This is a genomic window from Flavitalea plasmicola, from assembly GCF_030546645.1.
In the GTDB taxonomy this organism is placed as follows: domain Bacteria; phylum Bacteroidota; class Bacteroidia; order Chitinophagales; family Chitinophagaceae; genus Puia.
Genome location: NZ_JAUOTO010000010.1, coordinates 200802 through 216676, shown reverse-complemented (window position 1 = coordinate 216676; position 15875 = coordinate 200802). Strand labels below are relative to the sequence as shown.

Genomic DNA, 15875 nt, shown 5'->3' with positions numbered 1-15875 from the left:
TTTGACAGGTTTAAAAAGTTACGTTCAGGCCGAAAAGCATGGACCAGGATGGCGGCGTATCCAGGTTCAACGTCACCGTCGGATCGGTGGATGACTTGGAGCCGCTGGCTTCGGGATCCAGGCCATGGTATTTATTCCTGTATGGAGAGAAAAGGATGAAGGGATCTTTTGCCGTGGCATAGAATCGCAGCGACTTCATACCCCATTTTTTGACGATGTTGCCAGGTATGGTATAGCCCAGTCCCATGCTCCTGATCTTCAGGAAGGTGGAGCTAAAATAGCCGAAGGTCGAAAGGTTGGGCGGATTGGTCTGTGCCGAGTTGGCTTTGGGCCATAAATTGGTTGGATTGTTGGGCGTCCAGTAAGCGACGTTCAGGTTGTTATAGTTCGCCTGCATGGTGTTGGTGAAGCCGGCTCCGAATAAGGCGGAAGAGATCATACCACCGACCCGCGCGAATGCCACGATGGTAAAGTCGAAGTTACGGTAGCTGATCCGCTGGGTAGTACCGCCCTGCCATTTAGGCTCCGGCGTGCCGATGATGTATTGGTCGCCGGCATCGATGACGCCATTCCCGTTCCTGTCGACGATCCTTGCCTGCCCGATGACGGATTTGGTGCCCGTGATGGTCAGGCCCAGCGCCTTGGCGGCAGCTGAATCTTTGCCGGTGGCCTGCCAGATGCCTGACCGCTGATAGTCATAGATCGATCCGATGGGCCGTCCGACGAACCATTTATTGGCGATGTCCGCCGGCCGGCCGTCCACCTTCGTATTGATGCTGGGCAGCAGCTGGGTGATCTGCCCCCTGTTGATAAAGAAATTGACATCCATCGACCAGCCGATGTCATGGCTGCTCTTTGCCTGCAGGATGTCGGCTGCAAGATGCAGCTCGACGCCTTTGTTCTCGCTCTTCCCGATGTTGGTCAGTATCTGTCCGGGGATGCCGGAAGTGGCGGGCAGGCTAACGGGCATGATCATGTCCTTCGTATAGGAATGATACAGGTCGATGGAGCCTGAGAGCCTGTTCTGGAAAAAGCCGAAATCCAGGCCGACGTTGGCCGTGGCGGTGTACTCCCAGGATAGGTTTGGATTGGCCACGGTATAGGGATAAAGCCCTGTCGTCACGGCGGAGCCATAGTTATAGGAAACGGTCGTCAGTGAGCCCAGCGTCTGGAAAGGATCGATCGCCGGGTTGCCCACTGATCCGTAACTTCCTCTCAGCTTGAGGTTCGAAAATGCCGCCATGTTGCTCATGAAAGGCTCTTTGATGATATTCCAGGCTGCGGCGGCGGAAGGGAAGATATGGTATTTATTCCCCGGGGCCAGGCGGGAAGACCCGTCCGATCGCATGGTGAGGGTCAGCAGGTACTTATCATTGTAAGTGTAGTTGATCCTGCCCATATAGGAAATAATGGACCAGGGCAGCAGGGCGCCTCTTCCCGTGAAATTAGTGCCCAGCGCCGGATTGTAATATTGCGCCTGGTCGGACAGGATACCAGTGTATTTGAAGTCCGTGCCCTGCGGGGTGAATTTCTGGAAGCTGTACAGGCCCGTGAAATTGAGCTTGTGCTTTTCGGCGATGGTCTTATCGTAGATGATGAGGTTTTCCAGGGTATAGCTGGTGGATTGGGAAGTGGAGTCCTCGCCTGCGGAGGTAACGCCCAGGTTATTGGTCGTATTCTTGGCGTAAAAGCTACCGTATACACCTGACCGGATCTCGGCGCCGCCGTTGAAGCGATATTTCAATCCTTTGACGGGACTGAACTCCAGGTAGAAAGTAGAGAAGGTGCCGAGCCTGCTGCTATTCTCCGCCGTGGCGCCGGGTAAAAAGTCCGCCAGGGGATTCCAGACCTGGTTGGCGCTGCCCGGCAGGAAGCCATTGATCAGCTTGCCTGTCGTATCGTAAGGGGACGCCAGGGGGCTGGCCCGTAAGGCCTGTCCCATCGGATTGACACTTGCCCCTTTGGTGACGTTGTAGCTATTGAGGGAGCTGAGCCCTATTTTGACATAATTTCCCAGCTTCTGATCGACGCTCATTTTTAAGGTGTAGCGCTGGAAGGCCTGACCGGGATATACGCCCGTTTCGTCATAGTAGCCGGCGCCCAGGGCATATTGTGTATTCTCCGAGCCGCCGGAAACACCCAATTGATGGTTGGTGCTGACGCCCGTCTTGTACACGAGCTTCTGCCAGTCCGTGTTGCGTCCCAATGCGACGCCCTGTCTTTCTTCGGGCGCCAGGGCCGAGGTCAGTATGGCCGGATCATCGACCGAGGTATACGTCCCGGGATTGCCGATGTAAGTGGCCCATTTCTTCAGCTGCAGGTATTGCGTAGCATTCATCATGGGATATTCTCCCATCCAATTGGTGAAGCCCGCATACGCGCTGTAGGTCACGGTGGGTTTTGCACCTGCCCTACCCCGTTTGGTCGTCACGAGAATGACCCCGTTGGCGCCGCGGGAGCCATAGATGGCTGTGGAGCTGGCGTCTTTCAGCACTTCCACGGAAGCGACGTCGTCCTGATTGATATCGTCTATCTCTCCCTGGAAAGGGATCCCATCGATGACGAAGAGGGGACCATTGTTCGACTTTACGCTCCGGGTGCCCCTGATAAGTATGCTGGGGGACTGGCCGGGCTTGCTGTTGCCATTCCTTTTCTGGATGTCGATGCCGGCGCCCTGGCCCTGCAGCGCCTGGCTGAGGTTGGCGGCCGGAACATCCTGGATGGACTTCTCCGTGATGGAAGTAATGGAGCCCGTCACATCGGATTTTTTCCGGGTGCCGTATCCCACGACGATCACCTGGTCCAGGTCGTTCTTATTCTCTACCAGGGCGATGTTGAGATCGGAACGATCGGCCGCGCCGATCTTCACTTCCCTGGTGAGATAGCCGGTGTAAGAGATGACGAGTGTGCTGTTGGGGGGCGCGCTGATATGGAAGCTCCCATCGCCTTCGGTGGCCGTTCCGCCACTTTTTGATTTAATGACGATGGAGACCCCTGACAGCGGCTCGCCCGAGATGCCCGTGACCTTTCCCCGGACCGTTATGGCCGGGGCCTGGGCTTGCAGCATGGCCGCATAGAGGAAGAAAATGCAGACGCAGCGTAATTTTTTCATTATGGCAGTGTTGTTGTAGAAATCTAGTTTTGATCCTACTGCAACTAACCAATTTTTACCATATGTGTGTTTTGCTAAAACTGCTATTTATTCAACTATTTTGGCATATAATGGCTCCGGGAGTATTTACAGGAGCTTATACACCACACATTGATCCACCACATGGACGGGGCCATTGGTGGTCAATATGCCCCCGGTGCGCACCTCCACATAGTTGGAAGAGTTGACAAAGTTATTGATCCTGATCTTGCCGTCACTGGTCTTTACTCTTTCCAGGACCATGATGCTCTTCGGGTTCAGCGTATCCGTCCCCGGCGGCAGCAAGGTATTCACCGTCACTTCGGTGGGGGTCAGGTTGTCATAGGAATAAGTCCCCTGCACGATGAGGTACTGCAGCCAGCTTTTCACCTGGGCGGGCGTATAGTCGCTCCAGGATTTGGCGGGACGGATCGTATCCCCCGTCGGGTCCGTCACCGTGTAGTACCCCCAGTAGCAGGCGCTGGAAGGCACGATGGGAACCGTAGCGGTATAGTTGATGACGGCAAGGTTATGCAGGAAGATAAAGGTCCTGTCGGTCTTTGTATATTCATTGGTATCGATGCCGGAATACAGCACGGCCTGGTACATCAGGTAAAGCACCGAATCGGCACCGGGGGCGTTGTCTCCCCCACTTCTGTGCCGGAGATATTGCCAGGCATTCATCTTCACATGCGGGTCCAGTAAATAAGGATGGTGCTGGGTGTCCTCCTGCAGGCCGAGACCGGCAAACTTTTTACACCCGGTGAGCAGCAGGAGCAGTAAGGCTGGGATCAGGAACAATCTTTTTGTCATATCATTTTTTTTATCGGTCAGTTATAGGGCTGGTTTTGAACAAGCTTGGGGTTGGCGTTGAGCACGGTGATGCTCAGCGGCCAGAGAACGGTCCGCATGTCGGCGCCGAAGCCCTGTGCATCGGGCTTACGGATCCTGATCAGCGGATCCATCACCTTCGCCACGACGCCGTTGCGCACCAGGTCGAAGAACCGGCGGCCTTCGGCAAAGAACTCATACTGCCGCTCCTTCAGGATGGCGTTGCTCATGGTAGTCGAGTCAGTCAGCGTGGTGTCTGCATACGCCGTAAGGCCGGCGCGGGTATGTATCTGGTTCAGCAGGGCCAGGGCCGTGGGCAGATCATGCAGATTGTTGGCCGCTTCGGCTCGCAGCAGGGTCATATCCGCAAATCGATAGATAGGGAAATAAACGTTGGCCTGGTTGTTGGCGGGATAGAGCTGGTTGCCGGAGCCATCCAGGTTCACGGGATAATATTTCAGGGTCTTGTCATGGGCCTTTACTTTCAGGTCGATGGACTGTGCGCCCCGGATGTCTTTTGCATTGGCGGCGGCGGAAAAATAATTCCAGATGACATCGGAGATCTTGAAGGTGCTATTGGTATTGCCGGCGCCGATCTGGCCGGAAATGCCGGCGCCTCCATCCGTCGTCCAGTCCCAGTAGATGCTCCAGATATTCTCCACTGTCTTACTGGGTGCTATGAAAAGATTTTTCCAGGTGGCAGTGGGCTCGATCTTGTATCTTTTCAGATTGGTCAGCTTGTTATACCATTCGATGGCCCCGGCATTGTCGTGTCTCCACATGCTGATATCCATCAGCAAGGCATAGGTGAGACCCAGGTTGGCTTCCCATACTGTTTTCTGATCGGGATTCGTCAGTGACTCCGCTGTGAGCAGGTCGGGAATGATCAGTTTGTCCAGCAGGTCGTTCACCGGGGTCCTTGCCTTATAGGGATCCATCCCGATGCTGTCGAAGGGGACGGTCCAGAGCGGCGCGTCTCCCCATACTTTCACCAGTTGGAAATAGCAGTAAGCTCTTACATTATAGGCTTCGGAAAGGTAATAGTTGATGAGCTTCGGATCAATGCCGGGCTGCAGCGCTTTTACCTCCGGTACATGTTTGAGCAGGTCGTTCGCCCTTCCGATCACCGTATACAAGGGACTCCAGTCGGAGCCATTGATGGAGGAGGTGAGGCCATTCGTGTAGTAGGATACATTCCCATATTTGGGATTGTCAAAGTAATTATCGCTGCGGGCGTCCCCCCAATATAAAAAGTTGGTGCCGCAGACATCCTGCATGCCGCTGTACATTCCGGCAATGGCGGCTTTGATATCGTCCTCCGTCTTCCAGAAGGAGCTGGTCCTGATCTGCGTCTGGGGCTTCTTGTCGAGGAATTTGCTGCATCCGGACATGGCGATGGCCGATGCCAGGATCAAAAGACAAAATAATCGGTTCATGTCAGTATAATTTTTTTTCAGAAGTAAATGTTGATGCCCAGGCCTATTTCCCTGCGACGGGGATAGTTCCCCCCGTCCTGTCCCAATTGCAGCGGGTCGGAGGAAGTGAATTCCGGATCATACCAGGTGTAGTTGGTCCAGGTCAGCAGATTGCTGCCGTAGATATAGCAGTTGGCGCTCTGCGCAAACATTTTCCGGGAGAGTGCGGGCGGCAGTGTATAGTTCAATTGTAAATATGCCAGGCGGATAAAAGAGCCATCCTCGATGAAGCGGTCGCTGACGCGCACATTGCCTACGCTGCTGGACCTGTATACCGGTACGTCCGTGACGTCGCCTTGTTTTCTCCACATATTGTGAATGACATAAGGCTGAGGGATGATGTTGGAAGTGCCGTAGTCATCCAGCACCCTGGCCGCGTTGTTGTAGATCTTATTGCCCCACTGGGTATTGAAAGTGAAGGAGAGCGTGAACTGCTTATAATGCAGGGTATTCATCAGGGCCAGGTAAAATTTGGGCTGCGCATTGCCCAGCACTGTCCTGTCCGCATTGTCGATGACGCTGTCTTTCGTGAGGTTGGCGAACTCGACGTCCCCGCCTTTCAGCTTTGTCGATCTGCCGTAAACGCTGTGCACGGCGCCTGTGTACGGCTGGCCTTTGAAAGTATATCCCTGGAAGACCCCATTCTTGTCAAAATTCGGCGTAAGCCGTTCCCAGTTGTCATTGTAGGCATTGGACTGGTCGTAAGCATAGACGCCCACCTGCTTCCATCCATAGAAATCGCCCAGCGCGCCGCCTTCCCGGATGAGCCATGCAGCATTGCCCGCATCGCTGCTGTTACCCGAAATGAAGGATTGTCCGCCGTTGAGCTTTTTCACGACGCCCCGCTCGATGGAGAGGTTGGAGCTCACCAGCCAGTCGAAATCCCGCCGCACCAGCGGTCTTCCCGTCAGGGTCAGTTCGAAGCCTTTGTTCTGGACAGTGCCCACGTTCACCCGGACACTGGAGTATCCCGTCTCTCTGGGCAGGGGCCGGCTGTACAGCATGTCGCTGGTGGTCTTGACATAATAATCGGCGACTACCAGCAACCGGCCTTTAAAAAAGCTGAGGTCGAGGCCTACATCGCTTTGGAGCGTGCTCTCCCATTTGAGGTTGGGGTTGCCGACTGCGCTGTTGGGAGCGACGCCGGACTGCGCGTTATAGAAATAGGTGCCGAAGTCATATTTACTCTGTGCGTCGAAGTTACCGATCCGTTCATTGCCCGTCTGGCCGACGCTGACCCGCAGCTTGCCGTCGTCGAGCACATTACCGGACCAGTTCATGAAACGTTCGTCGGTGAAGCGCCAGGCTACAGCTCCCGAAACGAAATTGCCCCAGCGATTGTTGGCGCCAAACCGGGAAGAGCCGTCCCGTCTGACGAGCGCGTTCAGGATATACTTCCCTTTATAGCTGTACGATGCCCGCCCAAACAGGGACGCCAGGGAATTGCCGGTGGCGCTGGTCGTTGTCCCCGAAGGCACCAGGGTACCCGAATTGAGGGTGAGGATCTCTTCGCTGACATAGTTGACATCGGCCAGCGTGGCGCTGTTGGTCTGGGTATTCTCGGCGCTGAAACCGGCAAGACCCGTGACAGCATGATCCTTTCCGAAGGTCTTGTTATAGTTGAAGAACGCCTGATATTGCCAGTTGACTGTCCGGGAAAAACCTTCGCTCCCGGCGTTGGTAGTCGGATTGGCCGAGCTCAGCAGCTTAGGTAAAAAGCCCTGTGTCCTCGTCTCGCTGTAATTGACCACGGCGTTGGTGGTAAACTTTAAGGAAGGGATAAAGGTGTATTCAATCTGGTTGAAGAGCCCGCCCTGGTAATTCTGGTTGCGGTTGACCTGCAGCAACGCTACTGACAGCGGGTTCCGCCGGCCGCTGATATAGCCCGTCAGGGTGCCGTCAGGGAAGAACACGGCGTAATTGGCCGGCCGCTGAAAAGCCTGGAAGATCGTATTGCCCTCATCGATCTTATTGCCTGTAGTATACCCGAAATTAAACCGGCTGGTGTATTTGAATTTTGTGGAAGGTGAGAATTCGATATTCGCTCTCAACAGCAGGGACTTGGCATAGCTGTTCACCACGAGGCCCTGGTCGTCCAAAGCCCGGATGCTGGTGAAATAGTTCATGTTCCTGGCGCCGCCGCTGATCCCGAAGTCCACCTGGTTCTTCAGGGCCGTGCGGGTGAGCAGGTCCTGGTAATCGTTGTCGGCATTGAAGCTGGGGTTCAGCGAATCCGTGTTGCCTCCGGCGGTGGGGCTATTCGACTGCTCCTGCCGGTACAGACGGACCTCCCGGGAATTGGCCTGCGGCAGCTTGTGGGCCAGGATACCGGAAGTATGCAGGTACTGCACGTTGATCCTCGGCTTACCTTCCACCCCTCTTTTGGTGGTGACGATGATAACGCCATTGGCTGACCGCGAACCGTAGATGGCGGCCGAGGCGGCATCCTTCAGGATCTCCACGGACTGGACATCATTGGGGTTGACCCAGTCCATATTGTCGGACAATACGCCATCGATGACATACAAGGGGTTGTTGCCCGCGCTGGAAAAAGTGGAGTAGCCGCGGATACGGATACTAGGCTGGGCGCCCGGGACGGCGCTGGTAGTCACCAGCACACCGGCAGCCATACCCTGGAGGGCATCTCCCAGGCTGGCAGGATGGCGCTCTTCCAGCTGTTTGGCAGAAATCGAAGTGATGGAGCCGGCAAGGTCCCTTTTCTTAGCCGTTCCATACCCGATGACGACGACATCATTGAGGCTGTTGGCCGCCTCGTTCAAGGCGATGACCATCTTCACTTTTCTGCCGACTGTCTCTTCCTTATTCTCGTAGCTCACCAGGGAGAATACCAGCACGGATTGCGGACCAGGCACCGTAATGCGAAACTTGCCGCTGCTGTCCGTGGTAGTGCCCATGCCTGTCGACTTGATGGTGACGCTTACGCCGGGCAGGGGGTTCCCCTTGGAATCCAGCACCGTGCCGCCGACCCTGTTGATTGGTTCGCCCCTGGGTGGTAAGGGCGTCTTCTGTGCATTGGTTAAAAAAGTAAACAACTGTAAGAGCAGGAGAAGATAGAAAATACGGTTTCTTCCAGGCGAAAGACGCCCGGGATGGGAATGACAAAGCTTTTTTTTCATACAGCGGTCAGTTAAGAGTATTAGGTAATCTCACCGCAATTACGAATAAGTTGTCCAGGGGTCATTCCGCTTAATTACCCTTATAACAAACAATTTTGGCCTACGCCTGATTGTTGGGTAGTAACATTTAGTTGGAGATAACTATTTTCTTTACAGCGACGCCTATATTTCCATTCATATCGCTGCCCTGAATGATCAATGTATAGGTGGAAGCGCTGCCCGCAGCATAGAAGGAAGTCATTGCTTGCCCCTGCTGATTGGTCACGAGGCTGGGCTGCCAATGAATGGTCGAACGCAGGTCAGGCGGCAGGGCGCTGCTGCTGACGGCATTATAACGAGGACGGTAAAATGTCGCCGGCCAGCTCATGGGCAACGGCTTGTACGTGGACACGCCAGGCGTCTTCTTCATAAAGACGCCGTTGCCTGACCGGGTGGTAATTTCCAGAAAAGCATACTCCACCATCAGGTTCGCCTGCTGGGTCGGGGATAAGAATGCGCTCTTGTAATTGTTGCTGTGCCTGGCAGTAACCATCACTTCGATGCCAGTTACGTCCTCCGCCGTGAGGAATTCCAGGGTCTCTTTTTCCGGTGCGAACCGGCTGAGATTGACGCCGTCGATGATAATATGGGCGGGGTTCCGGAAGATCATGTATCGTTCGACGCCATTTCGCGCATACACGGTGTTGAACCCTTTTACTTTCTCCTGCAGCAACTGCTTCAGGCTCAATTTCCCTGCTGCCGAGATGCTAGCCTCATCGATGACCTGGTCGGCCTGACCGGGGCCATTGAGGTTACTGGAGCCTTTTATAGCTTTTGTTGTCCTGACGGTCACTGCCTGGAGGACCGTGCCCCGACCGGCTGCATAGGGGCTTTTTTCTTTCAGGATGGCCGCATTGTTCCTGACATACCGCCGCAGGATGCTATCGTCTGCCGCATAACCCGGCGCCGGAATCCCGTTGGATAGCCGGTCTGCGGGCGGAGGTTCATACGCGTCGATGGTGATCCCCATGCCGCCGCTGTTGCCTTTAGCGTTCCTTGCCTGGAGGACGAATGCGATGGTGTCCACCGGCGGAAAATCCGTAAAGCAAAACCTTCCTTCAGCATCTGTCACTGTGTCCATCACCAGCCGCAGTTTTCCGGTGGTCATCAGCGTTACCCTGGCATCATGCACGGGCCGGTTCAGCAGGTTCGTAACCTTTCCCGTGACCTTTCTCTTATCTTCAGCTGTAAAAAGAGGCGTGCGGGGCTCTTTTAAAAGATCCTGCCATTTGTAACCTATCCAGCCCTGTGTTAACATCAGTGCATCCATCGCCGCATCGCGCTGTGCGGAGGATACGGGTCCTTCCTGACGAAAATACCAGCCGGGCGTTTCCACCAGCCCTTTCAGGTCCGCCGTCAGCAACATGTGCGTGAGAATATCATCGGCCAGCAGACTATCCGTCCTTATCTGGGCGTCATCTGTCACTGCCAGGGAAAAGCTTCCCGCTACCGGCTGACCTTCATGGTCAGTGACCTGTATGTGTAAGGAAATGCTATCCCTGGCGGCATAGCTGTCCTTATCGCTTGTCACCCCGATCCTCAGTTCGTCCCTGTGGTTGATGAATAGGATGCGTTCGCTGACAGGCTCACCTGAATGGTTGAATAAAGTGAAATGCGTGATGCCTGAAGGGAAAATACTTTTAGCCAGGACGCCCTCGATCGCTGGCCTGTTTAGCACGAAATTAGCACCATAGACAGGCGCCCCCCTGGAAAGGCCCAGCAGGTGATAGACTTGTCCATTGATCATATCCGGAGATGAAAGGATCGTAACGTGCAGGGAATCTTCCCGTGTTTGATTGTTCACCCGCAGCACGATGCCCTTCTTTTTAACTGCAGGCAAAGGGTAACGATCCATCCGGCCATCCGGCAGCCGGACAAGCGCGGAATAGGTCTCTCCTGCAACAGGCGTCATACTGCATACGCCCATTCCTTTGTACAGGGACTGGAAGGGAACTACTTCCCTGTCCCTGCTGTCTACGATCGTCCCCTGTATATCCACGCCAAGACCGTCGTCCCCAATGGCTTTAAAGCCCACCCGGGATGGGATGCCGGCTACCAGCCAGCCGCTTTCCGGCATGAACTGGACGTCCGTCTTCCGGAGGTCTGATTTCCCTGAGTGCAGATCCATCTTCCCTGATTGCAGGTCCGACTTCCCTGATTGCAGGTCCGTCTTCCCTGATTGCAGGTCCGACTTCCCTGATTGCAGGTCCGACTTCCGGGTGCGTCCGCTACCCTGTCTTCGTGGCTGCCACTCCTTTTCCGCGGCCGGGGCTATTACAAAATGCCGGCGAAAAAAACATTCCTCTCCGAAGTTCCGCATCCACCGGGTATAGGCGCAGACGGTGTAGCTCCCATCCCTCATCTCCTCTTCCGTCAAAGGCAATTGCCCCCAGGAAACGCCGAAGTTAACAGGGACAGACATACGCCGGACCTTTTTGCTGCTGTCGTTGATCAGGTCCACATAGAGCAATCCGCTGAAAGGGGAATAGTCATGCGTAGCTGCCCGAAACAGGTAGGCCTTGAACCAGATGGTATCGCCGACGGCATAATATGGCTTATCGAAATGCAGGAACAGCGCTTCGGCAGGCTGCCGCGTATTAAAGCTGTCGACGGCGGCAATGAGCTGCTTTGCGTTTACCTTGGCGGCAGGCTGTGCTGCCGCCGGGAAACAACCGGCTAAACAGTACAGCAGCCCAAAAAATATTCCTATGCGCGGAGACATACATCAGTGGGTTTATATCTAATGTCGCATGACGAACCGGAGGTTCGTTACAGGATCCCGCTCACCTCCATCCGGATGACAGTAGCAATGGTGTCAGGCGCTTTCTCCGGGACATGGATGACGAGCCCGTCGGCAGTCGCCTCGGTCTTCAGGGCGCTTCCTCCTGTCAGCAGCCGCGCGGATACGACGGTATTCTTCAATCCCGGCACCGTGAGCCTGCCGTCCTTCGGCCAGTCGAACACGGAAAGGTAGAGGATCGTGATGCCCTTCTCTGCTTTTTTTGTACAGCGGCCCCAGGGCAGCAGGCCGAAAGGGCTGGCTTTTGTGCCGTAAATGGCCTCGCCATTGACCTTCATCCAGGCGCCGATGGCTTTCAACCCGTCAATGCTGCCCTGGGGAAATTCCCCTTCGGCCGTAGGGCCTACGTTGAGCAGGTAGTTGCCGCCTTTGGATGCGATGTCCACCAGGTTATGGATCAGCGTCGCGGGTGTTTTCCATTTGTTGTCATAGCTCTTATAACCCCAGGTGCCGTTCATGGTCATGCAGGTCTCCCAATCTTTGCCATCCAGGTCTGCCAGATTGGGTATCTTCTGTTCGGGTGTCTTGTAGTCGCCGGGGAAATTGGGACGCTTCAGGCGGTCGTCGGTGATGATCTTCGGCTGAAGGGACAGTACTGCCTGGAGCTTCTCTGCGTATGCATCCGTCATGCCCGTGGGCGTATCCCACCAGAGCACGGCTACGTCGCCATAGTTGGTCAGCAGTTCCTTCACCTGGGGTACGGCCACCTTATCGATGTAGCTGCCCATGGAGTCTGTCGTCTGGGCGGGGTCCCAATGTCCGCTGTGTGCCAGCGTATAAGCGTCGATGCGGGCGGAGTCGGGGTTAGCCCAGCCTTCCGATGCGATTTTGCGGGCCGCGGCGCCGCCGGGGTTGTTCCAATCCTGTGCGTGGGAATAATAGAAGCCCAGCCGGATGCCATATTTACGGCAGGCTTCCGCCAGGGGCTTCAGCAGGTCTTTCCCGTACGCCGTGGCGTCCACCACATTCCACTTGCTGGCATTGGTCTTAAAGAGGGCAAAGCCGTCATGGTGCTTGGCCGTGATCACGATGTATTTCATGCCTGCCTCTTTCGCCATTCTCACCCATGCTTCAGGGTTATATTTTACGGGATTGAACCCGCGGGCCATTTGCTGATAATCGGCCACGGAGATCTTCCCCCTGTTCATGATCCATTCTCCCCCGTGCCCCACCTCATGACCCTGCCAGGTGCCGGCGGGAAGGGCATAGACGCCCCAGTGGATGAACATGCCGAACCGGGCGTCCCGCCACCATTCCATCCGCTGATCACGGGTGAGGGTTTGCGTGGATGCTGTCGCGTGCAAAAGAAGGAGAGTGAGTGATGCGATGATAATTTTTTTCATATACAAGATTTTTTAAGTTATTCTTTTGATCGTAAGAGTGCTTCCAGGTAATAATAATCTCCGTAATTGATAGGCACATCCACTTCGCTGTTGGAAGGTTTCGAGCCTGTGCTGTGTGAAAGGATAAATCCCCTGTTCGTGCCGATGGCAGACCGGTAACGATGGGTCAGGCTTTGCAGGATCTGTCCGGCCACGGACCGGTATTCGTCCCGGTGCGTGCTATACCCGCTCAATTCGTAGAGGGCGGAGGCCATGACGGCGCCCGCCGAAGCGTCGCGGGGCTCATCCGGGATGCCGGGCGCATCGAAATCATAATAGGGCACTTTATCCGCCGGCAGGTGCGGGTGGTGTAAAAGAAAGCCGGCAATATGCTCCGCCTGCTGCAGATAGCGGGGGTCCTTTGTCTCACGATAGCACATCGTAAAGGCATATAACCCCCAGGCCTGACCGCGGGCCCAGGCCGAAGCGTCGCTGTATCCCTGCCAGGTCTGCTTCTTCACCACCTTACCCGTGACAGTATCATAGTCTACTACATGGAAGGAGCTGTAATCGCTGCGGTAATGGTTTTTCATCGTCGTATTGGCGTGCGTGACGGCGATCCTGTAGAAGGAAGAGTCGCCGGTGAGCTTCGTGGCTTCGAACAGCAGCTCCAGGTTCATCATATTGTCGATGATGACGGGAAAGCCCCATAGGTTCCTGTGATGGTCCCAGCTCCGGATGCAGCCGATGCGGGGGTTGAAGCGGGTGATCAGCGTTCTGGCGCCCTGGATGATCACCTGCTTATATGCTTCGTCCTTTGTCAGGCGGTAGCCAGTGCCATAGCTGCAGTAGAGCTTGAAGCCCATATCGTGGGTGCCGGCGTTGAATTTTTCTTTTTCCATGCGGGCCGTGAAGGCCTGCGCTTCCTGCTTCCACTCTTCCTTCCCCGTGTATTGATAGAGCATCCATAGCTCGCCCGGGAAGAATCCGCTGGTCCAGTCCCTGGAGGGCACCAGCTTCAGCCGCCCGTTCTCCAGCGTACGGGGAGAGAAGGGGCTGTCGGGTGCAGGGCCTGTTCCGGCACTGCCGGGGCCGCCCGCAGCGGCGATCTCCCGCAGCAGGAGGTGCGTCTGTTCCTCTGCGTCGGCCATGAGGGGGGGAAGGGGCAAAGTCGGGCTGGTGAGAGGACCATGTGTCGCATCAGCCGATTGTCCGGGAGAGGCCGTCCCATTTGCCGGTGAAGGGGGCGCATCCGTCTGCCAGGAGCGCACCATCCTCACTTCCAACAGCCGCATCAGCTGGCGCCCCGGAATATCCACGGGCCGAATGCTCAGCTCATGGACGCCCGGACTTAAGGAGACGATGCCGAGGTCTGCCGTGCGGACGGAATCCCTGCCGCCCGTGTCTAATTTATTTTCCCCCTGGTAGCCGTCAGCCTGCCATTGGTAAGTTCCGCCCAGCCCCTCTCCTGCCCTGTATGTTATCCTCATATGGTAAGTAGCCGGGGCCACCGTCCTGAAACTCCAGCTGAGGTATTGTTCCTTGCTGCTCCAACCGTCCACATAGAACCGGCCCGCTTTGCCATCGCCGAAGCCAAAGCCGCCGCCATGCTGCCGGGCATCAAAAGCCAGCAAGCGCGTCAGGGGAATATTGGGAGCGATGAAGCGCACGGAGTCCGTCTGCCAGCCCTTTTTCAGCTCCACCACGATGACGGTGTTGGCGGTATCCGGCGCCTGCCGGGGCAGGTCGATGACGAGGTCGTTTTCATTCGAGGGCGCGGCGCGCAATGTCTTTCCGGCATCGGAAAGCAGGTAGGCTTTGCCGATGGGACCTTTCAGTCCGCCTACGTACAGTTTTCCATCAGCAGGCCAGTCGAAAACATGGAGGTAGAGCTTCTCTCCTTTCAGGGTGGACACGCCCCAGTTCTGTAAGGGCAGCGGTCCCGCAGCCGTACCATAGATGCTTTCCCCATTGACATTCATCCATTTCCCAATCCCCTGGAGAATGTGCAGATCCCTGTCGTCGAAAGTCCCATCCCCTTTGGGTCCGATGTTCATCAGCAGGTTCCCGCCCCGGGAAGCTGCCTTTGCCAGCAGTTGTATAAAAAAGGCGGGAGGCTTGTGGCTGCTGTCATACCGGTGATACCCATATGATTCATTAGTGGTGGGAATGGCTTCCCAGTCGCCCGTGACCGGGTAAAATTCTGCGGGCCTGTCTGCCGTGTTCTTATAGTCTCCGAAGTTGTTATCCCCCTCCTTTGCCAGGCGCCCATTGACCACGACTTGCAGGTCCACGGACCGGATGGCCTGCAAGATCCGCAGGTTCTCGGAGAAAGGCAGCTTGCTGGGCGTGTCGAACCAGAAGATATCGGGATGATATTTCCGGATCAGTTCTTTGATCTGGGGGATCGCTTTTTCGTCGACATAGGCTTGCGCTTTGGGCAGCAGCTCGGGATGGAGATCGTACCAATGCAGGCCGCCATACAGCTGCCTGTCGCCGGCAGGGTTCTTGTATTCCCAATCGTTGCCGGGCGCTTTGGGATACTCCCAGTCAAACGCATGCGAATAATAAAATCCGAATTTGATCCCGTATTTCTTACAGGCGGCGGAGAGGGCGGCCATGGGATCTTTTTTCCAGGCCGTCTGCCGCATGATATTAAAGTCGGAGACTTTCGAATCGTACATGGCAAAGCCGTCATGGTGCTTGGAGGTAATGATCATATATTTCATACCTGCCTGCTTTGCATGCAGGACCCACTGCTCTGCATTGAACTTTACGGGATTGAAGCCATGGGCCAGCTGTAAATACTCCGCCCTGCTGATCTTCTCTTTGCTCATGAGGTGCTCGGCATAGCCTTCGACCTTATGGCCTTTCCATTCGCCTCCGGCCCTGGAATAGACGCCCCAGTGGATGAACATGCCAAAACGAGCCTCGCGCCACCAGGCTATGCGCTGGTCGTGATCTTTCATCGTGGCGGGCCACCAGCCTTGCAGGGCTTCTTCGGCCGCATGCCTGTCCCGCTGCTGTCCCCTGGTCAGCATGTCTTTTTCTTCGTCGCCGGCAGTCTGTGCTTTTACAGCGGCCGAAGCGAAGAAGATGCTCCCAAAAAATAAGGCAATGAAAATTCGAATATTCATAGTA

The 15875-nt window shown here is 55.5% G+C and carries 7 protein-coding genes; all 7 read right to left on the bottom strand.

Features of this window, described 5'->3' with window-relative positions:
- Window positions 1-10 precede the first annotated feature (10 nt).
- Window positions 11-3112: a SusC/RagA family TonB-linked outer membrane protein gene (locus Q4E93_RS31825; RefSeq protein WP_303591991.1), complete on the bottom strand. Its 3102-nt coding sequence runs from the start codon at window positions 3110-3112 to the stop codon at window positions 11-13.
- A 126-nt stretch (window positions 3113-3238) separates the two neighbouring features.
- Window positions 3239-3943 (bottom strand): fasciclin domain-containing protein, encoded by a 705-nt coding sequence (locus Q4E93_RS31820; RefSeq protein WP_303591990.1) that lies wholly within the window; start codon window positions 3941-3943, stop codon window positions 3239-3241.
- A 17-nt stretch (window positions 3944-3960) separates the two neighbouring features.
- On the bottom strand, window positions 3961-5397 hold the full coding sequence (locus Q4E93_RS31815; protein WP_303591989.1) for a RagB/SusD family nutrient uptake outer membrane protein: 1437 nt from the start codon (window positions 5395-5397) through the stop codon (window positions 3961-3963).
- 17 nt (window positions 5398-5414) lie between these two features.
- A complete protein-coding gene (locus Q4E93_RS31810) occupies window positions 5415-8573 on the bottom strand; it encodes a SusC/RagA family TonB-linked outer membrane protein (protein WP_303591988.1) in 3159 nt (1052 codons plus the stop codon).
- A 127-nt stretch (window positions 8574-8700) separates the two neighbouring features.
- On the bottom strand, window positions 8701-11334 hold the full coding sequence (locus Q4E93_RS31805) for a hypothetical protein (protein ID WP_303591987.1): 2634 nt from the start codon (window positions 11332-11334) through the stop codon (window positions 8701-8703).
- 47 nt (window positions 11335-11381) lie between these two features.
- Window positions 11382-12755 (bottom strand): alpha-L-fucosidase, encoded by a 1374-nt coding sequence (locus Q4E93_RS31800; protein WP_303591986.1) that lies wholly within the window; start codon window positions 12753-12755, stop codon window positions 11382-11384.
- Between the two features lie 17 nt (window positions 12756-12772).
- On the bottom strand, window positions 12773-15871 hold the full coding sequence (locus tag Q4E93_RS31795; protein WP_303591985.1) for an alpha-L-fucosidase: 3099 nt from the start codon (window positions 15869-15871) through the stop codon (window positions 12773-12775).
- Window positions 15872-15875 lie beyond the last annotated feature (4 nt).

What these genes read in the sequence shown, in the direction of transcription:
- Q4E93_RS31825 (WP_303591991.1), bottom strand. Translation starts at nt 3,112, where the DNA reads ATGAAAAAATTACGCTGCGTCTGCATTTTCTTCCTCTATGCGGCCATG.
- Q4E93_RS31820 (WP_303591990.1), bottom strand. Translation starts at nt 3,943, where the DNA reads ATGACAAAAAGATTGTTCCTGATCCCAGCCTTACTGCTCCTGCTGCTC.
- Q4E93_RS31815 (WP_303591989.1), bottom strand. Translation starts at nt 5,397, where the DNA reads ATGAACCGATTATTTTGTCTTTTGATCCTGGCATCGGCCATCGCCATG.
- Q4E93_RS31810 (WP_303591988.1), bottom strand. Translation starts at nt 8,573, where the DNA reads ATGAAAAAAAAGCTTTGTCATTCCCATCCCGGGCGTCTTTCGCCTGGA.
- Q4E93_RS31805 (WP_303591987.1), bottom strand. Translation starts at nt 11,334, where the DNA reads ATGTCTCCGCGCATAGGAATATTTTTTGGGCTGCTGTACTGTTTAGCC.
- Q4E93_RS31800 (WP_303591986.1), bottom strand. Translation starts at nt 12,755, where the DNA reads ATGAAAAAAATTATCATCGCATCACTCACTCTCCTTCTTTTGCACGCG.
- Q4E93_RS31795 (WP_303591985.1), bottom strand. Translation starts at nt 15,871, where the DNA reads ATGAATATTCGAATTTTCATTGCCTTATTTTTTGGGAGCATCTTCTTC.